General features: G+C 52.8%; 28 protein-coding genes. 23 read left to right on the forward strand and 5 right to left on the reverse strand.

Features of this window, described 5'->3' with window-relative positions:
• Positions 1-8: 8 nt before the first annotated feature.
• Together QU597_RS07900 and QU597_RS07905 are read left to right on the forward strand one after the other, a co-directional pair.
• Positions 9-443, forward strand: coding sequence for a PTS mannitol transporter subunit IIA (locus tag QU597_RS07900; RefSeq protein WP_054939548.1), 435 nt, complete (start codon positions 9-11; stop codon positions 441-443).
• On the forward strand, positions 443-1,588 hold the full coding sequence (locus tag QU597_RS07905; RefSeq protein WP_310832143.1) for a mannitol-1-phosphate 5-dehydrogenase: 1,146 nt from the start codon (positions 443-445) through the stop codon (positions 1,586-1,588). The genes QU597_RS07900 and QU597_RS07905 overlap by 1 nt, the downstream gene beginning before the upstream one ends.
• A 245-nt stretch (positions 1,589-1,833) precedes the next feature.
• Here the strand turns inward: QU597_RS07905 and QU597_RS07910 are convergent, their stop codons facing one another.
• The 3 genes from QU597_RS07910 to QU597_RS07920 form a co-directional block, all read right to left on the reverse strand.
• Positions 1,834-2,367, reverse strand: a complete 534-nt coding sequence (locus tag QU597_RS07910) for a hypothetical protein (RefSeq protein ID WP_310832144.1) — start codon at positions 2,365-2,367, stop codon at positions 1,834-1,836.
• Between the two features lie 135 nt (positions 2,368-2,502).
• Positions 2,503-3,348: an anti-sigma factor gene (locus QU597_RS07915; protein ID WP_310832145.1), complete on the reverse strand. Its 846-nt coding sequence runs from the start codon at positions 3,346-3,348 to the stop codon at positions 2,503-2,505.
• Complete coding sequence (locus QU597_RS07920; protein ID WP_310832146.1) at positions 3,320-3,931, reverse strand: RNA polymerase sigma factor; 612 nt, start codon at positions 3,929-3,931, stop codon at positions 3,320-3,322. Before QU597_RS07920 ends, QU597_RS07915 begins: the two co-directional genes overlap by 29 nt.
• Before the next feature lie 179 nt (positions 3,932-4,110).
• Between QU597_RS07920 and QU597_RS07925 the strand changes: the two genes are divergently transcribed.
• From QU597_RS07925 to QU597_RS07935, 3 genes are read left to right on the forward strand one after another with little or no spacing between them, the layout of a single operon-like run.
• A complete protein-coding gene (locus tag QU597_RS07925; protein ID WP_310832147.1) occupies positions 4,111-5,280 on the forward strand; it encodes a COG1470 family protein in 1,170 nt (389 codons plus the stop codon).
• 29 nt (positions 5,281-5,309) lie between these two features.
• Positions 5,310-6,323: an ABC transporter ATP-binding protein gene (locus tag QU597_RS07930; RefSeq protein WP_310832148.1), complete on the forward strand. Its 1,014-nt coding sequence runs from the start codon at positions 5,310-5,312 to the stop codon at positions 6,321-6,323.
• Positions 6,324-6,325: 2 nt separating this feature from the next.
• Positions 6,326-7,393, forward strand: a complete 1,068-nt coding sequence (locus QU597_RS07935; RefSeq protein ID WP_370656237.1) for an ABC transporter permease — start codon at positions 6,326-6,328, stop codon at positions 7,391-7,393.
• A gap of 88 nt (positions 7,394-7,481) precedes the next feature.
• Here QU597_RS07935 and QU597_RS07940 read toward each other — a convergent pair whose 3' ends face one another.
• Positions 7,482-8,555: a M42 family metallopeptidase gene (locus QU597_RS07940; RefSeq protein ID WP_310832149.1), complete on the reverse strand. Its 1,074-nt coding sequence runs from the start codon at positions 8,553-8,555 to the stop codon at positions 7,482-7,484.
• A 150-nt stretch (positions 8,556-8,705) separates the two neighbouring features.
• Here QU597_RS07940 and QU597_RS07945 point away from each other — a divergent pair, with 150 nt between their 5' ends.
• The 17 genes from QU597_RS07945 (at position 8,706) to QU597_RS08025 (ending at position 23,449) form a co-directional block, all read left to right on the forward strand.
• On the forward strand, positions 8,706-8,876 hold the full coding sequence (locus QU597_RS07945; RefSeq protein WP_159067692.1) for a hypothetical protein: 171 nt from the start codon (positions 8,706-8,708) through the stop codon (positions 8,874-8,876).
• Positions 8,877-9,015: 139 nt separating this feature from the next.
• A complete protein-coding gene (gene spoVAC, locus QU597_RS07950; RefSeq protein ID WP_370656238.1) occupies positions 9,016-9,513 on the forward strand; it encodes a stage V sporulation protein AC in 498 nt (165 codons plus the stop codon).
• A gap of 1 nt (position 9,514) precedes the next feature.
• Positions 9,515-10,549 carry a stage V sporulation protein AD gene (gene spoVAD, locus QU597_RS07955; RefSeq protein ID WP_206103824.1) on the forward strand — a complete coding sequence of 345 codons (1,035 nt, stop codon included), beginning with the start codon at positions 9,515-9,517 and terminating at the stop codon, positions 10,547-10,549.
• Positions 10,546-10,896 carry a stage V sporulation protein AE gene (spoVAE, locus tag QU597_RS07960; protein WP_054939558.1) on the forward strand — a complete coding sequence of 117 codons (351 nt, stop codon included), beginning with the start codon at positions 10,546-10,548 and terminating at the stop codon, positions 10,894-10,896. Before spoVAD ends, spoVAE begins: the two co-directional genes overlap by 4 nt.
• A gap of 152 nt (positions 10,897-11,048) precedes the next feature.
• Complete coding sequence (locus QU597_RS07965; RefSeq protein ID WP_310832150.1) at positions 11,049-12,524, forward strand: methyl-accepting chemotaxis protein; 1,476 nt, start codon at positions 11,049-11,051, stop codon at positions 12,522-12,524.
• Between the two features lie 275 nt (positions 12,525-12,799).
• A complete protein-coding gene (locus QU597_RS07970; protein ID WP_310832151.1) occupies positions 12,800-13,756 on the forward strand; it encodes an AAA family ATPase in 957 nt (318 codons plus the stop codon).
• A gap of 2 nt (positions 13,757-13,758) precedes the next feature.
• Entirely contained in the window at positions 13,759-15,009 is a 1,251-nt protein-coding gene (locus tag QU597_RS07975; protein WP_310832152.1) for a DUF58 domain-containing protein, read from the forward strand.
• Positions 15,006-17,234 carry a DUF4129 domain-containing transglutaminase family protein gene (locus QU597_RS07980; RefSeq protein ID WP_310832153.1) on the forward strand — a complete coding sequence of 743 codons (2,229 nt, stop codon included), beginning with the start codon at positions 15,006-15,008 and terminating at the stop codon, positions 17,232-17,234. Before QU597_RS07975 ends, QU597_RS07980 begins: the two co-directional genes overlap by 4 nt.
• An 80-nt stretch (positions 17,235-17,314) precedes the next feature.
• Entirely contained in the window at positions 17,315-17,842 is a 528-nt protein-coding gene (locus QU597_RS07985) for a YqeG family HAD IIIA-type phosphatase (RefSeq protein WP_206103829.1), read from the forward strand.
• A complete protein-coding gene (yqeH, locus tag QU597_RS07990) occupies positions 17,839-18,966 on the forward strand; it encodes a ribosome biogenesis GTPase YqeH (RefSeq protein WP_310832154.1) in 1,128 nt (375 codons plus the stop codon). Before QU597_RS07985 ends, yqeH begins: the two co-directional genes overlap by 4 nt.
• A 43-nt stretch (positions 18,967-19,009) precedes the next feature.
• Positions 19,010-19,882 (forward strand): shikimate dehydrogenase, encoded by an 873-nt coding sequence (aroE, locus tag QU597_RS07995; RefSeq protein WP_310832155.1) that lies wholly within the window; start codon positions 19,010-19,012, stop codon positions 19,880-19,882.
• A 46-nt stretch (positions 19,883-19,928) separates the two neighbouring features.
• Positions 19,929-20,222 carry a ribosome assembly RNA-binding protein YhbY gene (gene yhbY, locus QU597_RS08000; RefSeq protein WP_036697934.1) on the forward strand — a complete coding sequence of 98 codons (294 nt, stop codon included), beginning with the start codon at positions 19,929-19,931 and terminating at the stop codon, positions 20,220-20,222.
• Between the two features lie 33 nt (positions 20,223-20,255).
• Complete coding sequence (locus tag QU597_RS08005) at positions 20,256-20,858, forward strand: nicotinate-nucleotide adenylyltransferase (RefSeq protein WP_310832156.1); 603 nt, start codon at positions 20,256-20,258, stop codon at positions 20,856-20,858.
• Positions 20,830-21,408: a bis(5'-nucleosyl)-tetraphosphatase (symmetrical) YqeK gene (gene yqeK / locus QU597_RS08010; RefSeq protein WP_310832157.1), complete on the forward strand. Its 579-nt coding sequence runs from the start codon at positions 20,830-20,832 to the stop codon at positions 21,406-21,408. Before QU597_RS08005 ends, yqeK begins: the two co-directional genes overlap by 29 nt.
• Positions 21,405-21,752, forward strand: coding sequence for a ribosome silencing factor (gene rsfS, locus QU597_RS08015; RefSeq protein ID WP_206103834.1), 348 nt, complete (start codon positions 21,405-21,407; stop codon positions 21,750-21,752). Before yqeK ends, rsfS begins: the two co-directional genes overlap by 4 nt.
• Entirely contained in the window at positions 21,749-22,663 is a 915-nt protein-coding gene (locus tag QU597_RS08020; protein ID WP_054939565.1) for a CvfB family protein, read from the forward strand. Before rsfS ends, QU597_RS08020 begins: the two co-directional genes overlap by 4 nt.
• 15 nt (positions 22,664-22,678) lie before the next feature.
• Positions 22,679-23,449, forward strand: coding sequence for a class I SAM-dependent DNA methyltransferase (locus QU597_RS08025; protein ID WP_310833258.1), 771 nt, complete (start codon positions 22,679-22,681; stop codon positions 23,447-23,449).
• A gap of 125 nt (positions 23,450-23,574) precedes the next feature.
• Here the strand turns inward: QU597_RS08025 and QU597_RS08030 are convergent, their stop codons facing one another.
• Positions 23,575-23,733 (reverse strand): hypothetical protein, encoded by a 159-nt coding sequence (locus QU597_RS08030; protein ID WP_054939566.1) that lies wholly within the window; start codon positions 23,731-23,733, stop codon positions 23,575-23,577.
• A 513-nt stretch (positions 23,734-24,246) separates the two neighbouring features.
• Here QU597_RS08030 and QU597_RS08035 point away from each other — a divergent pair.
• Positions 24,247-25,581: an ABC transporter substrate-binding protein gene (locus QU597_RS08035; protein WP_310832158.1), complete on the forward strand. Its 1,335-nt coding sequence runs from the start codon at positions 24,247-24,249 to the stop codon at positions 25,579-25,581.
• Positions 25,582-25,613: the final 32 nt, after the last annotated feature.

A 25,613-nucleotide genomic window follows, 5' to 3' on the forward strand; every position in this document is an offset into this window, starting at 1 on the left:
GAAACCATATGAGTATACTGTCAGAAAACAAAGTAATAATGAACGGTGCCGCCAAAGATAAATACGAAGCGATCACTATGGCCGGCAAACTGCTGGTAGAAGCAGGACATGTAACGGAAGAATACGTACCGAAAATGCTTGAACGCGAGGAAGTTGTATCGACCTATATGGGCGGTGGTCTTGCGATTCCCCACGGAACGAAAGAAGCGAGACCATTCATTAAATCTACCGGCCTCTCCGTAATCCGGTTTCCGGACGGTGTTGATTTCGGCGGTGATGAGCCTGCTTTTGTTGTGATCGGCATTGCTGCCGCAGGTGACGGGCATATGGAAGTGCTGACGAACGTAGCTATGATCTTCACGGAAGATGATGCGATTGAGCGGGTAATGAGCGCTCCTACCCCGGCGGATGTCATCGCGATCTTTGAAGGAGGACTGGAATAATGAAGGCCGTTCATTTTGGTGCAGGCAATATCGGCAGAGGATTCATTGGACTGCTGCTGTCACAAGCAGGCTACGAGGTCTGTTTCGTTGATGTGAATGAAGCTTTTGTGGCTCAGCTTAAGGAACGCGGGGAATATCCGGTGACACTGGCCAGCGACGGACAGGAAACGGTACTGGTGAAGAATGTAACCGCTCTGAGCAGTGTTACCCAAGCTGATGAGGTGGCTGCAGCGATTGCCGAAGCGGATCTGGTTACGACCGCTGTCGGTGTTTCCATTCTGAAGCATATTGCCGGTGTTGTGGCAGAGGGAATCCAGAGACGGGCCGGCGTTTCAGATTCGCCGCTGCATGTGATCGCCTGCGAGAATGCCATTGGCGGCAGCGCACAGCTCAAAGAGCTGGTCTATGCGAAGCTGGATGAAGCCACCCGCGCTAAAGCGGATGCTTCTGTAGCTTTTCCGAATGCGGCCGTAGACCGGATTGTGCCGCTGCAGCAGCATGAGGATATTTTGAAAGTAGTAGTGGAGCCTTTCTATGAGTGGGTAGTGGATGCTTCACAGATGATCCCGGGTTATACTCCGGTTGAAGGTGTGCATTATGTAGAGAACCTTGAGCCTTATATTGAACGCAAGCTGTTCACCGTGAACACCGGACACTGCTCTGCAGCATATCTGGGCTACCTGCGGGGCTACGAGACCATCCAGCAGGCTATGGCTGATGAGGGCCTGACTGGACTGGTACGCGAAGTTCTGGAAGAAACAGGCGCCGTCCTGGTTCAAAAGCATGGCTTCGACGAAGCTGAACACAGCAAATATATCGACAAAAACCTGGAGCGTTTCCGGAATCCGGCCCTGACCGATGAAGTATCGCGTGTAGGCCGCTCGCCGATCCGCAAGCTGTCCCCGAATGACCGTCTGGTATCGCCGGCTCTTCAGGCTTATGAACGTGGCCTTAGCTACAAGGCTCTGACCCGTTCCATGGCGGGAGCTATGCTGTTCCAGGCAAGTGATGATCCGGAAGCCGTGGAGCTTCAGGCAGCTATTGCCGAGCTTGGTGCAGAAGCAGCGCTTACGAAATACACCGGCCTGGCTGCAGATCATGAGGTGCACCAGTCCGTGATGGCGGAATACGGCAAACTGAAATAAGCGGAGGCTTAATATTCTGCAACCACAAAGAGCAAGGCTTCTCCATTACAGGAGAGGCCTTGCTGTTCAGTGAAAATAAAGTATTTGACTAGAGTCGTTAATTTGAATTGAAAAATCGTCAGCTTTTGGAAAAAAAAGTTTCAGACTGATTCATTAATTGAAGCAGCGGCAGAAAAAGACTAGATCAATAAAGTCTTAGACTGCCGCTGTTGTTGTTTAACTAACGTTTCTACGTTAGCGTAAGACTACATACCATCATTACATAATAAGCAGCCATGGCAAGATAGAAGAATTTTATGCTTAGAACAATGAGGGAAACCATTAGGAATTGTAGGATACTCATCTAACTCGTCTGTGGCAGACCATTCAATATAATGACTCTCATCTACAAATTCTTCTTGAAAATTGGTTATTAATAAACGGAAATGATTTAAAATCCTTACTACTATGTCCTCATTAGGAGTGTAATCTAAATCTTCCCATCTGTGTTTATTAATTGCACTATCAATAACAGAAAACAAAAATCTCTTTGCCTCGTTATAATCTCTTTTCGTCCAAGGCATCTCACTAATGCTAAATCCCACAGTTCCAATACCTACAATTGATTGATCCCTTTGATTCAACCAAACGATAAACTCTTTCTCTCTGTCTGTTACTGCTAAGTCTGACCCACTTAGTGCCAGTACCTCGAGAAGTACACTAGTGGCTCCATTAGACATAGAGAGTGACTCAACAACTTTTTCTCCGCAATTGTCACGTAACCATATTGTGTTTCCCATATAAACGATCACCTCGTCCCTATTCCGTACAAATTATACCAGTTTAACCTGCCCGTTAGCTTAATGAAGCGCCCGCCAGTCTAACATTTTATTTTTCAGTCTAATACTTTATTTTTGAACACTTGCTCTTTGCGGTTAACGTTTAATCAGATGTACCCAGACAGCATCAGGAGAGGTAGGCCGTTCACTGCCGCCGGGAGGTTCGACTGTCAGTGCGATATTGTCCGCTTCACCAAGCTGTGTCCCCTTCACGTATAAATGCCCCTTGGCAGCTTCAATCTGCACCAGCCCCAGCGTATCCCGCCGGCTGCCGTTTACCGCCCACGCCTGTATGGAATGGCCTTCCTGCAGCATTAAATCCTCAATCAGCACGAAGAGTTCGTTGGAGTGGCCGTTGTACCATACATTGCCGGTAAACTGGTCATCACGGCTCCGGTCCAGCGGGTAGGAAACAGTCTCCGGCCGGTTTAGCACACCTAATGCCTGCGGTTCATAGTTGCTGACATAGCGGCTACGTTCGGTAGTGCTGCCTTGTTCAGTTCCGAACAATCCCAGAACCAGAAGACCAGCCAGTGCACATGCACCCAAGGCAGCAGCACTTCTGTAGAAAGCCGGTTTGACAGCAGCTGTAGCCAGCCTGCGCCGCCATCCGGTTCGCTGAACCTTCCGTCTAAGCTTCCGGCGGACAGCATCCGCAGGGAACAGGTGGGGAGCGGTGGCCTGATCCACAGCAGCGTAACCACCTTCCGTCAGGGAAACTGGCTCCGGAGACGGATCAGCCAGCAGCGGAAGCCATACCTCATACAGCTCACGGCATTCCGCGCAGAGTGTTAAGTGAATATGCATATCCTCGCGTTTTTTGCCTGTAATGTCCATGCCAATCCAATCAATCCATTCTGCTTCGCTGAAGTGGCGCAGAGCATTACCGGCTCTGTCTCTGCTGTAAATTGGATCAACGTTTTCGTTTGAGTGACGGTTCATGCTCTGCGCCTCCTTCCGGCTGGTCCACCCAGCCCTGCTTAATGAACTGCTTCCGCATATTAGCGACGCCATACTTAATCCAGGATTTGACCGTACCCAGCGGTACACTCCAGGTTTCTGCCAGTTCCTGATGAGTGTGCGCCTCGAAATACGAGCCGACAATGGCCTGCTTCTGGTTCAAGGGAAGGCCGCTCAGGGCTGAACGTAACGCTTCGCGCTGGAATCTGCGTACTGCCGGATCCTCTTCCGCAGGTCCGGTCTCGTCCCTGCGTAGCAGATCCGGATCGGCGAGCGGCTCTGTCTTTGCCCTGCGGCGAAGCTTGTCTATGCAGCGGCTGCGGGTCATAACTGCGAGCCAGGACTTGATGGAACCGCGTGACGGATCGTAGGCATGGCCTCGGCGCAGCACCTCCAGCATAATATCGTGACAGATGTCCTCTGCTTCCATCTGCTCCTGGGTCACTCTGTATGCAATCTGCATAATGAACGGGGCATAACAGGCATAAAATTCATCAAAGGCCGCTGTATCCCCCTCGCACATCTGCGCCAGCCGCATGGCCATCGCCTCGTTGTGCAGGTCCATTGCCGTCTCCCTCCCTCGCTGATACTGCCGCTGTCTCCGGACTGTATTCTCATTCTAAATACGTTTTACCACTATTTCTCCGTTTTTTAAAGTCCCGAAAAAATTTATTTCAGCGTGTAAATCCAGCTTCCTTCCCCGTTCGTATTCCTTTACGGAAGAACAATAAGGAGGAATGATTTATGCTGAAAAAAACCGCAAAACCGCTTGCGGCACTGCTGATTCTGATGCTTGCCGCCCTGGGCTGGTACACCAATGCAGGCCTTGAGAAGGCTGCTGCGGACGGGACTCTGGAGCTGTATACCCCTTATGTGGAGCTGTCTGCAGCTCCGGGTGAATCCGTCTCCTACCCGATTGATGTAATCAATCACGGAACCTCTACCGCCAAAGCGGCCATTTCCTTTGATGCCGGGGGGAACTTCTGGAAGTATGAGCTTACCGCCGGCGGCCGTCAGGTTCAGCAGCTGGCAGTCAAGGGAGGAGAGACCCAGAACGTGACGCTTCAGCTGGAGGTGCCGCTGGAGATCAATAAGGGAAGCTACAGCTTTGCAGTCAAGACAGGCGCAGGGGAGACACTGCCGCTGAAGGTGAATGTCTCGGAGCAGGGGACCTTCAAAACGGAGCTGACGGTGGATCAGGCCAACATGGAGGGTCATTCCGATACGACGTTTACATACAGCGCGGTTCTGCGCAACCGTACAGCCCAGAAGCAGTCCTATGCCCTCACAGCGCAAGCTGAGGACGGCTGGGATGTGCGGATCAAGTCGGACGGCAACAGCGTTACTTCTGTGGAGCTGGAAGCCGGAGCTGAGAAGTCCATCAGCATCGAAGCCAAACCGCCGGAACAAGTTAAAGCCGGCACCTACAAAATACCGGTGACAGCATCGAGCGGCTCCACCAATACGCAGGCTGAACTGGAAGCAGTGATTACAGGTACTTACGGCATACAGCTCAGTACCTCAAATGATGTGCTGAGCACGGATGTCAAGGCAGGCGGAGAGCGCCGGGTGGATCTGGTGATTACCAATACCGGCAGCGTTCCACTGGAGGATGTCTCACTCGCTTCCCAGGGTACGCCGACCGGATGGGAGGTATCCTTCGATCCTTCAACCGTCCGTACTATCCAGCCTGGAGCTACCGCAACGACCCAGGCGGTTATCAAATCCAGCGGAAATTCGCTGCCCGGTGATTATGTAGTTAGCCTTACGGCTTCTTCCGCCGCGAAGTCAGCTTCGGCAGACCTCCGGGTTACCGTCAAAACCTCGGTCTTCTGGGGCTGGATAGGAGTGCTGATCATTGCCGCCGTAATCGCCGGTATTTACTATCTGTTCCGCAGATTCGGAAGACGGTGAAGCCGATGGATATCCGCGAGAAACAGCCAATGATTACTGAAGAAAAGCTATTGGATTCAGCCAATGCCTCCGGGGAGGCACCGGTCATTGAACTGGAATCCCTGACCAAGCGCTACGGGGCATTTACCGCAGTAGACAATCTTAGTCTACGTATCCGTAAAGGAGAAGTCTTCGGGCTTCTCGGCCCGAATGGCGCAGGCAAAACGACGACCATTCTGATGATGCTCGGTTTGACTGAGCGCACAGCAGGCAGTGCCAGAATCTGCGGCTTCGATCCGGCTCGCTCAGCGCTTCAGGTGAAGCGGAGAGTCGGATATATGCCGGATGATATCGGCTTTTACGAAGACCGCAGCGGACTGGATAATCTGGTCTATACTGCCAGGCTGAACGGTGCTGCGCCTGCAGAGGCGCAGAAGAGAGCCAAAGAGCTGCTGGAAAAGGTGGGCCTGGCCGGCAGCGCACGCGCCAAGGTATCCACCTATTCCCGGGGGATGCGGCAGCGGCTCGGCCTGGCCGATGTGCTGGTCAAGCAGCCCGAGGTTATTATCCTCGATGAGCCGACGCTCGGGATCGACCCCGAAGGGGTCCGGGAGCTGCTGCGGCTAATCTCTGATCTCAGCCGCAATGAAGGCATAACAGTGCTGCTCTCCTCCCATCAGCTGCAGCAGGTACAGCAGATCTGCGACCGGGTCGGTTTGTTTGTCCAAGGCAAGCTGATTGCCTGCGGCGATATTGCTACGCTCTCTGTGGAGCTGAACCAGGAGCGCCGGGTAGAAGTAGAACTGGCAGTCCGGCCGTGGAGTGAGGCGCTGAGTGCCCGGCTGAAGGCTTTGCCGGGTGTTCTTGAGGTGCAGAGCGGGGAGTGGAAGAAGGAGGAGGCTATTCCCGGCAGCAGCCGGGTAACACTGGCATGTGACCGGGATTTGACCGCCGCCATTGCTTCCGAGGTTATACACAGCGGTGCAGAGCTTTACGACATGCGGCGCAGGGAATTCGGGCTGGATGAGATCTACCACCGCTACTTTGAGAAGAAGGAGGAATAAGGATGATCGCAAAATTATCCGGTGCTATGCTCCCGGAGAAGGTCTGGAACAGGCTGCGCGGATGGTTCCGGCAGAGCGGTGCAGCCTCTGTTTCTCCGGAGCGGGAGGCAGGCAGCCGTTCCGCTTTCTGGGTGATGGTGCAGAAGGAGCTGGGAGACCACATCCGCAGCTGGCGGTTTACGATTCTGATCGGAATCATCGTACTGGCCTGTATCGGATCAATCTATTCTTCAATCACAGCGATAAAAGGCGGGAGCTCGGATGGGCAGAGCGGAACGACCTTCCTGTTCCTGAAGATGTTCACCCTGTCGAGCAGCACCTTATCGCTCCCGACATTCACCACGTTCCTGTCCTGGCTCGGGCCGCTGATCGGCATTTCGCTCGGCTTTGACGCCGTCAATTCCGAACGGAACAAAGGCACATTGGGACGATTGCTGTCTCAGCCGATCTACCGGGATGATTTCCTGAAGGCGAAATTCACAGCTTCACTGCTGCTGATTGCCATTGTGGTGTTTTCGCTCGGGCTGTCGGTGACCGGACTCGGACTTTTGACCATCGGTTACCCCCCGACACCGGAGGAATTCTGGCGTATTTTGTTCTTTTTGATCATTGCCGTGGTCTATATCGGCTTCTGGCTGAATCTCTCGATTCTGTTCTCCATCCGCTTCCGGCAGGCAGCCACTTCCGCATTGTCGGGCATTGCTGCCTGGCTGTTTCTGACCTTGTTCTACAGCATGATTATCAATCTGATCGACAGCGCTACAGCGGTATCTCAGATGGCTACCGTCAGTGAGCAGCTGCATCATGCCAATTTCATTCTTACCTTGAACAGGCTGTCTCCGACAGAGCTGTTCAGTGAGACGATATCGACGCTGCTGTCGCCGGGTGTGCGTTCTCTTGGACCGCTGACGATGGATCAGCTGGTCGGAGCGATCTCAAGCCCTTTATCACTGGGCCAAAGTCTGCTGCTGGTCTGGCCGCAGCTGACCGGTTTGCTCGCGGCTACAGTTCTCTGCTTCGGGTTGTCCTATTACATCTTCATGCGCCAGGAGGTCCGTTCACGGAACTGACGGTTCATCGCAAGGGATAAGAACAAAAAACGGGCGGGATTGAAGGTCAATAGCCTTCATTCCCGCCCGTTTTTTAACGGTCGTGGTCTTAGCTGTTCTCTAGGATGGTCTGGAGCGTGGTGCGGTCCAGTCCTTCAACGAGCTTGATCAGCAGCTCCTTGGCCGCCTCGTAATCATCGCTATGAATCACAGACGAAGCGGTATGGATGTAGCGGGAGCAAATTCCGATTACCGCAGACGGAACGCCGATCCCGCTGACATGTACCTGGCCGGCATCCGTTCCGCCCTGGGAAACGAAATACTGGTACTTGATCCGGTGGGTATCTGCTGTATCCTGGACGTACTCAATCAGTCCGCGGTGGGTAATCATGGTCGGATCATAAATCCGCAGCAGTGCGCCTTGGCCGAGCTGGCCGAAGGCCTGGCGGTCGCCGGTCATGTCGGCGGCGGCACTGGCATCCAGGCCGAAGAAAATGTCTGGTACCAGCAGGTTGGCTGCGGTGCGAGCGCCGCGGAGGCCGGCCTCTTCCTGCACCGTAGCACCGGCATAGACCGTGTTCGGCAGCTTTTTACCGTGCAGCGCCTTGACCAGTTCAATCGCGAGGCCCACGCCATAGCGGTTGTCCCAAGCCTTGGCCATAATTTTCTTCGGATTGGCCAGTGGTGTAAACGGGCAGATCGGCAGGATCTGCTGGCCTGGCTTCACGCCGAAGCTCTCAGCTTCTTCCCGGCTGTCTGCACCGATATCCAGATACATTTTGCTGATATCGCCGGTTTTGTTACGTTCCTCCGGGCTTAGCAGATGGATCGGCGTGCTGCCGACCACACCAGTCAGCGTGCCCTTCGGGGTAATGATCTGCAGCCGCTGTGACGCCACTGCCGACGCCAGCCAGCCGCCAAGCGGCTGAAACCGGATCATTCCGTTGCCTGTAATACCGGTGACCATGAAGCCTACTTCGTCAAAATGACCGGCGACCATAATTTTGGGGCCGTTTTCTTCGCCGCGCAGTACGCCGAAAAGGCTTCCCAGCCGGTCCTGCACGAACTCATCCGTATAAGGTAACATAGCATCCTTGACGTAAGCGCGCAGTTCGCGCTCGAAGCCCGGAGCTGCGGGGAATTCGGTAAGTGTTTTAAATAAGTCCATCGTTTCTTGGTTCATATGCTTATCGCTCCTTTACTACATATAGTATGAACATTCCGACTTCTCTTGTCTATCTTAGGGTACCTCCGGCAAACACCGGGCAGCTGCTGTGCGAATAATATGTGGTAGTGGCTCTGAAGCCAGGAGCCGGGAAAGGAAGCGAGAACAATGAGGGTTGCAGGAAGCATTTCCGGGCCTTACGGGCAGGGTGTCCCCCGCAAAGTGCATACGCGCGGAATGCAGAGAAGGTATCCCCGCCGGTACCGGCGGGAGAGCGAAACGGTACTGATTTTGGTTTTATTCCTGCTGCTGATAGTGGTGCTGTTGTTTTTTTCCTGAGTATACCAGGACATAATCTGGCGGCAGATGGCGAACAATAAGGAAAAACTTCTAAGAGAAGAAAAATCCGAGGGGAAACGGCAGCCCGATTGTTGCTCTGATATCTTCCCTTCGCCTACATTCCAGGAGGTGTCCCTATTTGCCGGCAAAAACCAAAAAAACCGGTGTCAAGCTGCGGCTTGACACCATGACTCCACAGGACTATGAGAAATTGTCCAAGCCTTTTGTGCCTTCCCGCCCGGTATTCAAAAACTGCATCCGGGCCTTTCTGTCGGGAGGTTTGATCTGTGTGCTGGGACAAGGGATCCAGGAGGCGTTCATGGCTATCTTTGATATGACCTCCCGCGAAGCCTCAAGCCCCACGGTAGCGGTGCTGATACTTATTTCCGTGATTCTGACCAGCTTTGGCGTATATGATAAATTAGCCCAGTGGTGCGGAGCCGGGACTGCGGTGCCTGTTACAGGTTTCGCCAACAGCATGTGCTCCGCGGCGCTGGAACACCGTGCAGAGGGTCTGGTGCTCGGGGTAGGCGGAAATATGTTCAAGCTGGCCGGTTCCGTCATTGTGTTTGGTGTGGTTGCTGCGTTTGTGGTCGGTGTAGTGTACGCCATTATGGGCTGGGGAGGTTCGCACTAAAATGGAGCAGCTAGGCAGCCAGACCTGGAAGTTCACTACCCGTCCTGTCATTCTTGGTTCCTCTGCCGTCGTAGGGCCGGAGGAAGGGGAGGGACCGCTAGCATCGGATTTTGATTTCATTTATGATTCGCTCGAAATGGGCGAGAAGACTTGGGAAAAAGCAGAGCGTGCCCTGTTCGAAAAAGCCTCCAAGCTGGCGCTGATGAATGCCGATCTTGAGCAGGACAAGCTGGAGTTTTTTGTCGGCGGTGATCTGATGAATCAGATTATCAGCAGCTCCTTTGCGGCTAGAAAGCTGGGCGTACCCTATCTCGGGGTCTTCGGGGCCTGTTCCACCTCCATGGAGAGTCTAGCCATCGCCTCAATGATTGTTGATTCCGGAGGCAGCAAATATGCCCTGGCCGGAACCTCAAGCCATAACTGCACAGTGGAGAAGCAATTCCGTTATCCGACCGAATACGGGTCACAAAAGCCGCCGACCGCCCAATATACCGTTACAGGTTCAGGCTGTGCGGTTGTCGGCCGCAATGACGGCAGTGCACAGGGGATTCATGTGGTATCTGCAACGATCGGCAAAATTATGGACTTGGGGCTAACCGACCCATTCAATATGGGGACCGCCATGGCCCCGGCTGCAGCAGATACGATTACTGCCCATTTTCGTGATACGGCCCTGTCACCCGGGTATTATGATTTAATTGTGACCGGTGACCTTGCTTCCGTAGGTCTGCCAATTGCCAAAGAGTTGCTGGCCAAAGAGGGCATTCCGATGGAACAAACGACGTTTAATGACTGCGGACTGCTTATTTTCGACCTGGATAAGCAAAAATATGTGATTGCAGGAGGAAGCGGCTGCGGCTGTTCAGCCGTTGTAACTTATGGACATATTCTTAAACGGATGAAAAAAGGAGAGCTGAAGCGTGTGCTCATCGTAGCAACCGGAGCACTGCTCTCACCGCTGTCTTACCAGCAGGGGGAGAGCATTCCCTGCGTGGCGCATGCCGTAGCTCTTGAGAGCGGAGGTGAAGAGCAGTGATCTACTTATGGGCGTTTCTCATTGGCGGGGCAATTTGTGTAATCGGCCAATTGATGTTCGATGTGCTCGCGCTGACCCCCGCCCACACGATGAGTACACTCGTAGTGGCAGGGGCGGTAGCCGACGCGTTCGGACTGTATGATCCGCTGGTGAAATTTGCCGGAGCCGGAGCCAGTGTGCCGATTACGAGCTTCGGGAACTCCTTGGTGCATGGTGCATTGACGGAATTGGAACGGGATGGCTGGGTCGGTGTGGTAACAGGCATTTTCGATGTGACCAGCGCCGGGATCTCCTCGGCAATTGTCTTCTCATTCCTGGCAGCGCTGGTCGTAAGACCGAAGGGTTAGAGGTTTTGAACAGCAGGAAGTGCCTGCGAACAAAGATCGCCGTGAAGGCGGTCTTTTTTTTTGCTCTGTGCCTTATCTGGGATATAAATAAATTGTCGAATATTGACGATATAAACTCAGGGTATATAAAAATGACAGGGGACGTGCAGAGGTTGCAAAATGAACGTAAAACTGAATTATTCTGGATGAGAAACAAAATTATTATTACTATTTTTTGGGTGGTAACTGTGGTTGGAGTCATTCTTGCCTTTCAGGTTCCAAAATTGTGGGGGACAAGTGCGGTCGCTGTTCCGCTGGCGGTGGCACTCAGCTTATGCAACTGGAAACGAAAAGGTGTGCTTGTAATTCCATGGATTATCACAGTGATCCTAACTTTGATGGCTTTCTATTTAACTTTAAGCTCTGTGGATGGTTTGGTGGTGCTGCTGCTCTGTTCTTTGCTGCTGCTCTATCCTCACTATAAATATTATGCGGTTTCAGCCGCTGTGAGTGCTGTCAATATTCTGGTCCAGCTGTTAATCGGAGCTGAGGACTCAGGGGCTGACAGTAAATTGATGCTCTATTTTACAAGCCTCGGGCTGTACATTATCATCAGCGTCGTGCTGTTGGTAGTCTCCTACCTGAATGAGAAGCTGCAGTCAAAGAGCGACCAGCAGCGGGAGCAGGTAGAAACCGCCAGCACTCAGGTGGAGTACCTTCTTAGCCGTGTGAAAACTGCGGTGGACGGTCTATATGCATTCACAGCCAGATTCAAAGAAGAGGTAGAAATGACTGGGGCCATAACAAGTGAAGTGGCAATCGGATTCCAGGAGGTTTCCAAGGGTATTGAGTATCAGGCAACCAGTATCGGAGAAATCACGGAAGCGATTGCAGTTTCGGACCAGCATATCCGCGATGTTGCCGGCTATTCCCAGGAAATGAAGGAGCTGTCGGAAGCGACTGCTGCGGTCAGTGAGCAAGGCAGCGGCAACGTCACAATGCTGGCGGGTCAAATCTCAGAGCTTACTGAAACGATGGATATTACCTCCACACAGATGCAGGAGTTCAGCCGGCGCAGCCTGGATATCAATGAAATGCTTGAAGGAATTATGCAAATCTCCAGACAGACCAATCTGCTTGCCCTTAATGCGTCCATTGAAGCTGCCCGTGCCGGTGAACATGGCCGCGGTTTCGCGGTAGTTGCCGGAGAGGTGCGGAAGCTGGCCGAAAGTTCCGGCAAGACAGCGGATTCTATCAGTGAAGTCATCGCGGGCCTGCAGCAGCAGACACAGACATTGATCGCACAGTTTGAACAGAGCCGCAGCATTCTGCAGACCGGACAGGAGTCGGTGCAACGGACGGAAGAGGTATTTCAATCAATTCAGCTCAACGCTCAAAAGGTGCTGGCCCAAGCCGGTGAGGTGGAGCAAAGCTCAGCGGGCATGAAGCATTTCTCGGAAAAAGTGGTGAGCGAAATAACAGAGTTCTCCAGTGTTACCGAGCAGTCCAGTGCAGCTACTGAAGAAATTCTGGCCGGTGTGGAAGAACAGCGCCGGATGACGGATAACATGGTGGGCAGCTTCAAACAGCTTGAAGGTCTAATTGTAGGTTTGAATGAACTGGTAAGCGACCACAATCAAACGAATTAAGAGAATGGCTGAAACAGGGCAGTGCTTCTCCAGATCCGGGAGAGCGCTGCCCTGTGTTTTGGTTTACTGACTTTTTGCTGCGGATATAGGAAGTGTGCTGGATTGATTTTTGTAATATATTACAAGAAATAGGCGGTTTCGCTACTCATATTTGTAAAACGGGCTATATGTTAGGATATATGCAATTTCACCTCCTTCAATAATGTACTTTGGGTCCCATAATCATGTAAAATATAATTATTACTGTTTATTCTGACATTGGAGGTCTACCATATATGCCCGTACGTCAAGAATCAACGCAAATTATGAAGGCTGTGCGCTCTAATCTGGAATCCTGCATACTCGGCAAAACTTTTGAAATTGAACTCCTGCTCACGGCACTCTTGGCTGGTGGACATGTCCTCATTGAGGATGTGCCGGGAACCGGCAAAACCCAGCTGATACGGGCGTTGTCACGATCCATGTCCGGCGATTACCGGCGGATTCAATGCAATCCGGATATTCTGCCAAGTGATATTACCGGGGTATCTGTCTATCATCCCCGGGATGAAATGTTCCATTTCCGGCCCGGTCCGGTCATGACCAACATTCTGCTGGCGGACGAAATTAACCGGGCTACGACCAAGACGCAGTCGGCGCTGCTTGAGGTCATGGAGGAACGAAATGTAACCGTGGACGGCGAGACCTATCCGCTTCCCCATCCCTTCATGCTCTGTGCAACTCAGAACCCGATTGATTTCGAAGGCACATATACACTGCCGGAAGCCCAGCTCGACCGCTTTATGCTGCGGATCAGCCTTGGTTATCCGGATAGCGAAACCGAGAAGAATCTGCTGCTGAGCCACCAGGACGGACAGCCGGTGGACAAGCTCACACCGGTCACGGGCATGGAGCAGATCGCTGCTATTCAAGAGGAGATTCGTGAGGTGTATGTCAGTGATCCGGTGCTGAACTATCTGCTGGACATCGTGCGCCAGACCCGGGAGCATCCGCTGGTGCTGCTGGGTGCGAGCCCGCGGGCCTCGCTGTCATTCATGATGGCGTGCAAAGCCTACGCCTTCCTGCAGGAACGTGATTATGTGCTGCCGGATGATGTGAAGATCCTGGCCCCATACGCCCTGGGACACCGCATCATTCTCCGTCCGGAATCGCGGCTTGACAATGTGAGTGTGGAATCCCTGCTTCAGAAGCTGCTGCAGAGCATCCGTGTGCCAGTTACGATGAGGCAATAAAGATGAAGAATTATCTGTCTGGGGCGGCCGCTGTCATCCAGCCACGAAAATTCGCCGGTATACTCGCAATTTGGGCTGTTACGCTGCTCTATGTGCTGTTTCAGGGCGGCAAGACCTCATTCATGCTGTTCATTATGGTCTCCGTGCTCATTCTTTATTTGGTTATCGGCGCCCTTGGCGGAGTCCGGCGGGCCAAGGGTACACGCAGCCTGTATTCGGAGCAGGAGAAGCCTGAGCTGCTCTACGCAGGCGGCTATCTGCGTGTGAAGCTGAACATCACCATTCCGGGCTTTCTGCCGTTGCCGTATGTAGTGGTAAGAGAAATTCTGAAGCGCCATAACGGCGAGTCCTGGGTATTTGAAGAAAGTCTGGTCCCCAGCCTGAGAGGCCAGGGAGAGCTGCTGTTTCAGACACCGGCACTGGAGCGGGGCAGCTACACGTTCGAGAACACGGATATTATTGCTGAGGATATTTTCGGACTGGTAGAGCATAAAGGCACATTCAAGGCCGAAGGGCAGTTCCGTGTGCTCCCCCGCGCAGTATTTGTGCCGCGCTGGCATCTGTATGAGCGCAGATCACGGCTGGCCGGGCTGCAAACCTCACTGCTCCATTCGCGGCGTGAGACAACACAGATTAACGGTGTGCGCGATTATATCTACGGCGACCGGTTAACACGCATCCACTGGAATGCCACTGCCAAGACCGGCGAATGGAAGTCCAAGGAATTTGAGCATGAATCGGTGCCTAAGACTATCCTGGTGCTGGACGGCAGTTACATGGCTTATGGCAGCTCCAGCCAATTTGAGCTGGCGGTTTCCATTACAGCTTCGCTGCTGGGATTTGGCATCCGTGACCGGATCGGCATCGGGCTCTGCTGCCTGGACAGGACGACCAAGGTATTCAGTCCTGCCGAAAGCGCGGCGGAGCGGCAGAAAATGATTCAATATCTGATTGATATCAATGCCGAAGGCCGGGGGCCGCTCGTGCCAAGGCTGGAAAAAGGCCACCGCATGTTTCCGAAAGGGGCATATTTCGTTCTGATCAGCCCGCAAAGCGGCCAGCCGGTGCTGGATGTGATGCGCTGGGCGGAGAGCCGGGGAATGACCCCTTCGCATATTCAGGTACGCAATCCAGCCGGTAAGGCCGGCAGCGGGGAATGGCTGGATGTTCTGAAATCACGCGGGGTGACGGGGTATAGCATCAGCTCCCTGCAGGAGCTTCCTGCAATCCTTGGAGGTGATACTACAGTATGAACCGCTGGTGGAACGGAATCAAATCATCCTGGCATCATTCCTTCAGCCTCCTCTGGCTGGTACTCATTGCCCTGCAGTGGGTGTCCTTCACAGAACCTTTCTGGCTGGAAACGACTACATCGGCTGTACTGCTAACCCTTGCAGCTGTGGCCGTTATTGAAATTCTTTTACCGGTTAAATGGGGCTACCGGCTGGTTCTTGAAGCACTGGCCATGCTGTACGTGGTATACCGGCTGATCCTGTACAACAAAATCTATGTCCCTGATCCCTGGGCTCCGGCACTGCGTGACCGGCTGCCTGATACCGCAGCTCATATGGTCCCGTATATATGGTTTGCTCTGGCTGCCGGAGCCTTGCTGCTGCTGTCCTCCTGGTGGGTCACCTCGAAAGCACGGATTCTGATGTTTCTCACCGCGAATATTGTTGCTTTTGCCGCACTGGACTCTTTTACTTCATCTATACTTTGGCAGGAGGTTGCCTGGACGGTATTTTCCGGAATGGGCTGGCTGGTCACCCAGCATTTGCGGAGCTTCCAATTGCATTATCCGCGGGGCTGGACCTACTTGCTGCAATACCCTTTTAAAGTAGCTGTCAATATTGCCATTATCTTCTCTCTGGTTATTGTTACTGGCGTTAATATGCCTGATGTGCGGCCTACACTGACTGATCCCTATACAGCCTGGCAGGATTGGAATGGCGTAGGGAAATCCTCCGGTTCAGGAACCTCAGGATCTTCGGAGGCAGGCGAGGGCGGAGCGGCAGCAGGCAGTTCCTCTTCCGGTTATAGTCTTGATGATAATAATTTAGGCGGAGGCTTTAATTTCGATTATTCACCGGTTATGACCGTAACCTCCGATTTGCGGACCTATATGCGCGGAGAGTCACGCAGCGTGTATTCCGGCAAAGGCTGGAGCGATGACGACCGGCTTAAACGGGGACCGCTGGAAAAGGCCTCAGTAGGAGCAGAATTGGACCGGGCAACGGCCTCCAAAGGAGAGACCCGGACATTGCAGCAGACCGTTAAGCTGCTCGGTAATAATGATTATCCGGTACTGTTTGGCGCTTATTCCATTTCCAAAGTGGATTCGATCGACGGTGAAGAGGCTGGTAACGGCCTGTTCTGGCGGAGTGTGGACAGCGAGATGCTCTGGGGTTCCACTGAAGATCTGGCCTATCCGCAAACCTATGTACTGACCTCGGAGATTCCCGTTGTTTCAGTCCAGGAGCTGAGCAAGCAGACCTATGATCAGCTTTACACAAACCAGGATATTACGAGATACCTTCAGCTGCCGGATAATTTTCCTAAACGGGTCAGTGATTTGGCTGAGAACATTACCCAAAGCGCACAGACTCCTTACGAAAAAGTAGCCCTGCTGCAGCAATATTTGCAGGTGAATTTCCCGTATACGAATCAACCGGATCTCTCCCGTAAAAAGAGCAGGGATATGGTGGAAAGCTTCCTGTTTGAGATTATGGAGGGGTATTGCGATTATTATTCGACAGCGCTTGTAACGATGGCCCGTTCGCTCGATATCCCGGCCCGCTGGGTAAAAGGTTATGCCCCGGGTGAGCAGGCAGAGCTGCCCGATAATCTGGCGCAGCAGGGCATTGTTAACAATAATTACACCATCACCAATGCCGATGCCCATTCGTGGGCGGAGGTGTATTTCGGAGACTATGGCTGGATTCCGGTGGAAGCGACACCCGGGTTTACCGTCCCGCTGCTGACTCAGAGCGAGGAGACGGTCACTGAGGAGCCCGAGCAGCCGGAAGAGGAAAAGGCCGAGCCGCAGCAAGCGGCAGCCGGCAAGGATTCCTCGGAAGGAAACTTGCACCTCGGAGTATGGAGTTTCTCAGCAGCTGCAGCTATACTGCTGCTCTGGGCAGGTTATCAGCTCTGGCAGCACCGTATGAGCCTGCGCTTCCTGATTCAGCGGCTGCGTAACGGCCAGCCGTTGTCACCGGTGCAAAAAGTTGTAGTTGAAACAGAGCGCTGGGTAAGGTATTTACGCAGAAAGGGCATGCTGAAAGAAGAGCATGAAACCCTGCGCGAGGCAGTCGGCCGCTGGAGCCGTGAGACTCCGGAAGCCGCGGGCAGCCTCTCTTCACTGCTCCGGTTGTTCGAGCAGGCGAAATACAGCCCGGATGTTATAGAAGACAAAGACTGGCGCAGCGTGTATACTGAAGCTTTGCGGCTTCAGCGAAGCCTTAGATCACGCAGATAAACCCTACGCGGCTCAGCAGGTTCATTTGCGAAGCGCAAAGAGTATGTTATAGTTTTTTGTATGAAATCGAGGTGAACGTATTGTTTGAAAGGTTAGTTCCGAAACTCCGGGTGAACACGGTATTTGATATTGGGCTGGAAGAGCTGTACCAGAAGGGATACCGGGGCATCATTACGGATCTGGATAATACGCTGGTCGGCGCCAAAGCCCCACTGGCTACTCCGGAGCTGCTGCTGTGGTTCGCGAAGGTGAAAGAGCTTGGCTTCAAGCTGATCATTGTATCGAACAACAACATGGACCGGGTGTCACGCTTTGCAACGCCGCTGAATATTGAATTTGTTCATCAGGCCCGCAAGCCGAGCAATACACCGTTCCTTAAGGCGATGAAGCTGATGGGGCTTACGCCGGAACAGACGATCGTAGTCGGCGATCAGATGCTTACGGATGTATACGGCGGAAACCGGCTGGGTCTGTACACTGTATTGGTATTGCCAATCTCCGTTAAGGACGAAGGGATTGGAACAAGAATTAACCGCCGGGTTGAGCAAATTGCACTGACACGGCTTCGCAAGCAAGGATTGTGGCACGAGGAGGATAAACCCCAATGAATCAACTGAATGAAACTCAGCGCCCTGCCAAATGCAGCGGCTGCGGGATTACGCTGCAGACCGGGAACAAGGAGCTTCCGGGCTATATCCCGGAGGTTGCCTTTGAACGGGAACCGGTCATCTGCCAGCGCTGTTTCCGGATTAAGAACTATAATGAAGCTTCTTCCGTATCCGTCGATCAGGATGAATTTCTTCATCTGCTTAGCGGAATAGGCGAGAAGAATGCGCTTGTGATCCATATCGTGGATCTGTTTGATTTTGAAGGCAGCCTGATTTCCGGCCTGCAGCGGTTCGTAGGCAACAATCCGGTGATCCTTGCAGTGAACAAATGTGACCTGCTGCCGAAGGTGACGAACTGGAACAAGCTGCGTAACTGGATGCAGCAGCGCTGTAAGGAGCATGGTCTGCGGACAGCCGAAATTGTACTTGTCAGCGCCAAGCGCAATCAGGGCTTCGAACGCCTGCTGGAGACGGTTAGTGAGCTGCGCGGACAAAGGGACATCTACGTAGTTGGTGCAACGAATGTGGGCAAGTCAACGCTGATCAACCGCCTGATCTCCGATTACAGTGATCTGGAGCAGGAGCTGACGACTTCACGTTATCCCGGCACAACGCTGGATACGGTCAAAATCCCGCTGGATGACGGCCACTATATTATTGATACGCCGGGAATTGTATATCCTTGGCGTTACAGCGAGCTGGTGGAGCGGCGTGATCTTGGCGCAGTGATGCCGGAGAATCCGCTTAAGCCTGCAGTTTATCAGCTTAATGAAGGGCAGACGCTGTTCTTCGGCGGGCTGGGACGCTTTGACTTCATTCAAGGTCCGCGGCAATCCTTCACCTGCTACATCAGCACGACCCTTAAGATTCATCGTACGAAGCTCGAGCGTGCAGATTCCCTGTATCAGGACCACCGCGGCGAGCTGCTGACACCACCGGTGGCGGCAGACATGGATAAGCTTCCGCAATGGCAGCGCCATGAATTCCGGATCGGCCGCGGCAGCCAGACGGATCTGTTCATCTCAGGCCTCGGCTGGATCAAGGTAAATGGAACCGAAGGCGCAGTAGTGGCTGTTCATGTTCCGCGGGGAGTTAAGGTGCTGACCCGCCCTTCGCTGATTTAACTTTAAGTATATGCTAACAAAACTTTTAGGAGGATCGGTGCCTATGGACGGCAATCACAGAAACATGGACATGCTGCTTGGCGTCATGGGCGATCCGATCGCCCAGTCGAAATCACCGGTGATGCACACAGCAGCACTGAAAGCATTGGGCATAACGGGCGCCTATGTACCTCTGCACATCACAAGCGGTCAGCTTGGTGAAGCGGTGCAGGCGATCCGTACGCTCGGCTTCCGCGGAGTCAATGTGACGATTCCGCATAAAGTTGCAGTCATGGAGTATCTGGACAAGCTGGATGAGAGCGCGCTTGCCGGAGGTGCGGTTAATACCATTGTCAATGATGATGGTGTGCTGACCGGATATAATACCGACGGTATCGGATATGTGCGCTCACTGAAGGCGGAGGCTGTGCCGGAGCTGTCCGGCACCCGTATCCTGGTCCTCGGGGCCGGAGGTGCGGCAAGAGGCATTGTCAGCGCTTTGCTTAAAGAGAACCCGGCCTCTATCGTTATCGCTAACCGCACTGCGGACAAAGCGCAGGAGCTGGCGGCAGCATGGCAGGCTACAGGCAAAGTAACAGGCACGGCTATGGATGGGGTTGCCGGTATAATTCCGGAGGCGGATATTGTCATCAATACCACATCTGTCGGCATGTTTCCATACCCTGACGAGCTGCCTATTGACCCCGGGCTCCTGCACGGGGGGCTCGTGGTCAGCGATCTGATCTACAACCCGCTGCGTACCCGGCTGCTGGAGGAGGGCTTGCGTGCAGGCTGCACCATTCACGGAGGTCTCGGTATGTTCATATACCAGGGCGCCTATGCGTTTGAGTATTGGACAGGGCAGGCGGCTCCTACGGAGATTATGCGGCGGACGATTATAGAATGTTTTGGCGGCAGTGAAGACGAAATGGAATGACAAGTTTAGGGTAATAATATTTGTTAATTAAGGGGTTTGTTCATTTATGTTAACTGGAAAACAAAAACGTTATCTCCGCTCTTTGGCGCATCATCTTGATGCTGTATTTCAAGTCGGCAAAGGCGGCGTAAACGACCATCTGATCCGCCATATTGAAGAAGCGATTGAAAAGCGCGAGCTGATGAAAATCAGTGTGCTTAACAACAATGCGGATGATCCGAAAGAGATCGGTGCTGCCCTGGCAGAGCAATCCGGTTCCGAGCTCGTACAGGTGATCGGTAAAACCATCGTGCTCTATAAGGAATCACGCGACAACAAAACCATTGAGCTTCCGCGTTAGACTTTACTTGGAGAATAAGAGGAGGTACACCTCTTGAAAGTTGGAATTATGGGAGGAACCTTTGATCCTCTTCACATAGGTCACATGATGGCGGCAGAAGCCGCAAGGGATACGTATTCACTGGACGAAGTATGGTTCATGCCCTCGCATATCCCTCCGCATAAACATGAGGCCGGAGCTTCGGGGGCGGACCGGCTGGCGATGGTACAGAGCGCGGTAGAAGGACATGAGGCGTTCCGCATTCTGGACTGGGAAATTGTCCGGGGCGGTGTATCCTATACCATTGAGACCGTACACAGCCTGAAGGAAGCCTATCCCCAGCATGAGTTCTATTTCATCGTTGGTGCGGATATGGTGGAATACTTGCCGAAATGGCACGGGATTGAAGAGCTGGTGGGCGCACTAACCTTCATCGGTGTAGGACGCCCTGGAACACCGCTTGATCTGGCGGCACTGCCCGGCTTCATCGCCGAGAAGGTTGTGCTCGCAGATATGCCGCTGGTGGATATATCATCCACGATGCTCAGGTCACGCGCGGCAAGCGGCCGCTCAATCCGCTATATGGTGCCTGAGCAGGTATATAAATATGTGCAGAGGAGTGGATTGTATGGCCTACAGCCGCGAAGCGCTGATTGAGGCAGTCTCTGCCCAGATGCCAGACAAACGCTGGCAGCATACGCTGGGGGTAATGGAAACGTCGGTTAAGCTGGCCCGGCATTATGGCGCCGATCCCGTTCAGGCGGAAACGGCAGCTATTCTCCATGATGTAGCCAAATATTGGCCGGTGGAGAGAATGAAGGAGATCATTGAACAGAACGGGCTGTCAGCCGAGCTGCTTCAATATGACAAGCAGCTATGGCATGCTGAGGTGGGAGCATTTGTTGCGCAGCAGGAGTACGGAATTACGGACCCGGAAATCCTGGGGGCAATCCGTTACCATACTTCCGGCCGCGAAGGGATGAGCCTGCTGGAGAAGGTCGTCTGTCTGGCGGATTACATCGAGCCCGGACGGGACTTCCCGGGTGTAGACGAGATCCGGAGGCTGTCTAAGGTAAGCCTTGAAGAAGCGCTGATCGCCGGATTTGATTCCACCATCAGCCTGCTGCTGCAGAAGCGCCGGATTGTATTTCCGCTTACGATGCTGGCGCGCAACGACTTAGTAAGAATACTGGAGGATAAAATATGAGTGTACAATCAAGCAAGCTGCTGGAATTGGCCCTTAAAGCCGTTGAAGACAAAAAAGCGATGAATGTTGTGGCATTGGATTTGCGCAATGTTTCACCGATCAGTGATTATTTCATCATCTGTCATGGTAATTCAGATACCCAGGTACAGGCGATTGCTACTGAAGTGCGCAAAGTGGTTCATGAAGCCGGCGGTATGATCCGCGGGATTGAAGGCATGGATGCGGCCCGCTGGGTTCTGATGGATCTAGGGGATGTTGTCGTGCATGTGTTCCACCGCGACGAGCGTGAATACTACAACATCGAGCGTCTCTGGTCTGACGCCAAGGTTGTGGAGACGGTATGAGCCTGATTGCAGGTACTACGGTAACGCTGGAAGTATTGCGGGAAGTCTCTCCTTACGGCTACTTTCTGGGCGCAGGTGACCAGGATGTCATGCTGCATTATACAGAGCTGGTAGGCAGCAAGCCTAAGCAAGGCGACAAAGTGGAGGTATTTATCTTTTTTGATACCGAGGACCGTCTTGCCGCCACTATGAAGAAGCCTTTTCTCACTCTGGGTGAGATGGCCCTCCTGGAAGTGGCGGATATTCATCCGCGTCTGGGCTGTTTTCTGGAAATGGGACTCGGCCGCCAGCTGCTGCTGCCGATCCGGGAGCTGCCTGAACTGGTGGAGCTTCGCCCGCAGATCGGCGACAAGGTATTTGTACTGATGGAGCATGATAAGCAGGGGCGTCTGCGCGCCAAGCTGGCCGGAGAGCAGGAGCTTGCTCCGCTGGCTCTGCCGGCGCCGTCCTCGTGGATGGGGCAAACCGTTACAGCCAGAGTCTACAAGCCGCTGCAAATGGGTACATTTGTCCTCGTGGACGGGGGCGTGCTGGGATTCGGGATCATCGGAATGGTCCATTCCTCCGAGCGCAGCCGTCTGCTTCGGCTAGGCGAACAGTTTGAAGCGCGTGTCTCGCATATCCGCGAGGATGGCCGTGTCAATCTGGCCATGACCCACCGCAAGGAAGTGGGACGGGATGTGGATTCCGCAGCATTGCTGGAGTTCCTGCATTCACGCCCGGGCGGGGCGATGCCTTATTCGGATGCTACGCCGCCGGATATTATCAAGCAGCGCTTTGGCATCAGTAAGTCCGCATTCAAACGCGCCATGGGCAAGCTGATGAAGGAAGGTCTCATTACCCAGAAGGAGAACTGGACCTATCTTGCAGGGGCTGAAGAAGAGAAGGGTCCGGAACAGAATCAGGAATAGAAAGCGGTGTACGTTGTGTCTTCCTATGGGAAATTTGCTTATGTATACGACGAGCTGATGGCGGACATGCCGTATCCGGATTGGCTGACCTTTGCGGAAACCGCATGGGGCATGTACGGCAAACCCCGGACCGTGGCTGAGCTTGGCTGCGGTACGGGCAGCATCACCATTCCGCTTGCTGCGGCAGGCTATCACATGACCGGCATCGATTTATCTTCGGACATGCTGTCCGTGGCGCAGCAGAAGATGGAACGGCATCCGCAGGGACGCCGGTTTTTACGTGAGGGCAGCGTGCGCTGGATCAGACAGGACATGAAGGAGTGGGAGCTGCCGGAGCCGGTAGATGCCGTGATCTCTTTCTGTGACTGTCTGAACTATGTGCTCGAAGAGCAGGATATTCAAGCGGTTCTGGCCCGGACATACGCAGGCCTCAAAGACGGGGGGACTTTTCTGTTTGATGTCCATCATCCGAATACACTGCTCCGTTATGAGGAGGAGCAGCCTTTTGTTCTGGATGAGCCTGCCGTGTCCTATATCTGGACTTGTGAGCTGGATGTGCCGCGCCGTGAAATTGAGCATCATCTGTCTATATTCGCCCGTGAAGAGAGTGGCAGCGGCCTCTACCGCCGTTTCGAGGAGACGCATATCCAGCGCGCTTATGATCCGCAGTGGCTGACAGACGAGCTGTACAAGGCCGGATTCAGTCTCGTTAAGACGTATGCCGATTTCGAATGGATCCCGGCAGATGACAGTGCCCAGCGTCTTTTTTATGTAGCTGTGAAATAAATCTTATGTATATAGGGGTCCTTGCCTGCCGGGTGAGGGCCTTTTTGCTGTCCCGCTGACGGAGTATTGGACTATAAGGGAACCGGCCTGTACTTGCAGTACAGAGCCGGCATCTTCCAACCTTTTTACCGGTGCTCAAACAAGTCGATGGTGCCCAGTACAATATGCGCCAGACCAAAGCCAAGCACGCCGGTTGCGGCCAGCTTATATTTGCTTCCAAGAAAAGCTGCGCCGGAAGCGGAAACTACGGTACCAAGAACGGTGGGGATCAGACCTTCACGCATATGAAACACTCCTTCTCGGTGGTATGGGAGACAGGAGTTATTGTTCGTTAGCCGGCCCCGAATTATGTATCAGGAAGCAGAAGGGCTAATATGGTTTAAATGGATTTAAATAAAACGAAATAAATCAGAGCGAAAACTATCTTTTTTTACAATTTCAATTAAATATTATGATATTTTTCGAAAAGTTCTTCTCTTGGTTTTAAATCCATTTGGACTAAAAGCTCATTGTTTTCGTAAGAAAGCTGCCTTGTTTTCGTGGAATTTTCAATTATGGGCTTTGATTTACAAAAGAATTAATAAATATATGTTTTTTTAGGTCTCAGAAGTTTCTATTTGCTCTTCCAGCTGAATACATTATAACTGCCTAAAACATTTAACAAATGTGTAAAGGGAGGTTGATGCAAGGCTCTGGGAGCCGCAGGCAGCCCAAGCAGCCATAATCCGGGGATTAAAATGTATCCGTTTACACAAATGCGGGCAACAATTATTTTTCATCATACAGGAGGGTCAAGCATGAAAAACAAATGGTTCATTTCTTTGATGGTACTCTCGATGATCGTGTTTCTGGCAGGCTGCGGTAAATCTTCCTCCAATTCCTCAAGCGGGGAATCTTCTGTCCTGAACGGCGGTGCAGGGGAGAAGGCCACGGAGCTGTCGTACTGGACATTTGTAGAGCTGCATGGGCAGCATTTTGAGAAAATGCTGGAGAAATGGAACGCGGCGAATCCCGACCGCCAGATTAAGCTGAATGTAACCGTGATGCCGTACGATGATATGCATAACAAGTTATCGATTGCGGTGCAGACCGGGGTGGGTGCGCCGGATATCGCCGATATCGAGCTGGGCAAATTTCCGGATTTCCTGGCGGGAGATCCGCAGCTTGAACCGCTGAACGATGTGGCGGAGCCGTACAAGGGCACGGTTGTCCAATCCCAGCTCGACCTCTACAGCAAGAATGGCAATATTTATGGATTATCCACGCATGTAGGAGCAACGGTTGCCTTTTACAATACAGAAATCCTCGAACAGGCCGGGGTGGATTACAAGACTATCGTAACCTGGGAGGATTTCAAGAAGGCCGGCATCCAGGTATATGAAAAAACCGGCAAATATATGGGCACCGCCGACACCAGTGCGACCTGGCAGGCTTCTCTGCTCTTAGCGCAGCAGAATTCCGACTTCACCGATGCTGACGGGAAACCGCAGGTCAATACGCCAGAAATGGTAAGAGCGCTGACGATGCTGAAGGATCTGCAGGACAACAATGTAATCTCCACAATTGCCGGCGGACAGCCGGATACAGAAGAAGCTTACGGTGAGTTCAACTCCGGCAACTACGCAACCGCCTTCATGCCGCTGTGGCAAATGTCCCGGTATACCAATTACATGAAGGACCTGAGCGGCAAAATCGCCATCGCTCCGCTTCCTGTTCTTGAAAAAGGGATGCACAGATCGTACGGCGGCGGCGGTACCGGTACGGTGGTCACCAAGACAGCCAAGGATGTACAGCTGGCTAAGGATTTTATCGCCTATGCCAAACTGTCGCTGGATGCGAACATTGAAATCTGGAACACGCTCGGTTTTGACCCGATCAATATGAGTGTCTGGGATATGAAAGAGGTAACCCATAATCCGGACAATCAATTCGTCAAATATTTTGTAAACAACCCGTTTGATGTGCTGAATGAAATCCGGGAGGAAATTAATCTGATTAGATCCACCTCTGCTTCGCCGACGATCAACAATGTGCTGTGCACCGTAACCTTAAATGAAATATTCGAGGACGGGAAGGACATACAGAAGGCGCTGGATGATGCCCAGACACAGATTGAACAAGAACTGAAGTAGTAGCGGGTACGGTTACTTTCAGAGCTGTCCAA

It is taken from the genome of Paenibacillus pedocola (genome assembly GCF_031599675.1).
Lineage (GTDB): Bacteria > Bacillota > Bacilli > Paenibacillales > Paenibacillaceae > Paenibacillus_AQ > Paenibacillus_AQ pedocola.

What these genes read in the sequence shown, in the direction of transcription:
- QU597_RS07900 (WP_054939548.1), top strand. Translation starts at nt 9, where the DNA reads ATGAGTATACTGTCAGAAAACAAAGTAATAATGAACGGTGCCGCCAAA.
- QU597_RS07905 (WP_310832143.1), top strand. Translation starts at nt 443, where the DNA reads ATGAAGGCCGTTCATTTTGGTGCAGGCAATATCGGCAGAGGATTCATT.
- QU597_RS07910 (WP_310832144.1), bottom strand. Translation starts at nt 2,367, where the DNA reads ATGGGAAACACAATATGGTTACGTGACAATTGCGGAGAAAAAGTTGTT.
- QU597_RS07915 (WP_310832145.1), bottom strand. Translation starts at nt 3,348, where the DNA reads ATGAACCGTCACTCAAACGAAAACGTTGATCCAATTTACAGCAGAGAC.
- QU597_RS07920 (WP_310832146.1), bottom strand. Translation starts at nt 3,931, where the DNA reads ATGGACCTGCACAACGAGGCGATGGCCATGCGGCTGGCGCAGATGTGC.
- QU597_RS07925 (WP_310832147.1), top strand. Translation starts at nt 4,111, where the DNA reads ATGCTGAAAAAAACCGCAAAACCGCTTGCGGCACTGCTGATTCTGATG.
- QU597_RS07930 (WP_310832148.1), top strand. Translation starts at nt 5,310, where the DNA reads ATGATTACTGAAGAAAAGCTATTGGATTCAGCCAATGCCTCCGGGGAG.
- QU597_RS07935 (WP_370656237.1), top strand. Translation starts at nt 6,326, where the DNA reads ATGATCGCAAAATTATCCGGTGCTATGCTCCCGGAGAAGGTCTGGAAC.
- QU597_RS07940 (WP_310832149.1), bottom strand. Translation starts at nt 8,555, where the DNA reads ATGAACCAAGAAACGATGGACTTATTTAAAACACTTACCGAATTCCCC.
- QU597_RS07945 (WP_159067692.1), top strand. Translation starts at nt 8,706, where the DNA reads ATGAGGGTTGCAGGAAGCATTTCCGGGCCTTACGGGCAGGGTGTCCCC.
- spoVAD (WP_206103824.1), top strand. Translation starts at nt 9,515, where the DNA reads ATGGAGCAGCTAGGCAGCCAGACCTGGAAGTTCACTACCCGTCCTGTC.
- QU597_RS07970 (WP_310832151.1), top strand. Translation starts at nt 12,800, where the DNA reads ATGCCCGTACGTCAAGAATCAACGCAAATTATGAAGGCTGTGCGCTCT.
- QU597_RS07975 (WP_310832152.1), top strand. Translation starts at nt 13,759, where the DNA reads ATGAAGAATTATCTGTCTGGGGCGGCCGCTGTCATCCAGCCACGAAAA.
- QU597_RS07980 (WP_310832153.1), top strand. Translation starts at nt 15,006, where the DNA reads ATGAACCGCTGGTGGAACGGAATCAAATCATCCTGGCATCATTCCTTC.
- yqeH (WP_310832154.1), top strand. Translation starts at nt 17,839, where the DNA reads ATGAATCAACTGAATGAAACTCAGCGCCCTGCCAAATGCAGCGGCTGC.
- aroE (WP_310832155.1), top strand. Translation starts at nt 19,010, where the DNA reads ATGGACGGCAATCACAGAAACATGGACATGCTGCTTGGCGTCATGGGC.
- yhbY (WP_036697934.1), top strand. Translation starts at nt 19,929, where the DNA reads ATGTTAACTGGAAAACAAAAACGTTATCTCCGCTCTTTGGCGCATCAT.
- yqeK (WP_310832157.1), top strand. Translation starts at nt 20,830, where the DNA reads ATGGCCTACAGCCGCGAAGCGCTGATTGAGGCAGTCTCTGCCCAGATG.
- rsfS (WP_206103834.1), top strand. Translation starts at nt 21,405, where the DNA reads ATGAGTGTACAATCAAGCAAGCTGCTGGAATTGGCCCTTAAAGCCGTT.
- QU597_RS08020 (WP_054939565.1), top strand. Translation starts at nt 21,749, where the DNA reads ATGAGCCTGATTGCAGGTACTACGGTAACGCTGGAAGTATTGCGGGAA.
- QU597_RS08030 (WP_054939566.1), bottom strand. Translation starts at nt 23,733, where the DNA reads ATGCGTGAAGGTCTGATCCCCACCGTTCTTGGTACCGTAGTTTCCGCT.
- QU597_RS08035 (WP_310832158.1), top strand. Translation starts at nt 24,247, where the DNA reads ATGAAAAACAAATGGTTCATTTCTTTGATGGTACTCTCGATGATCGTG.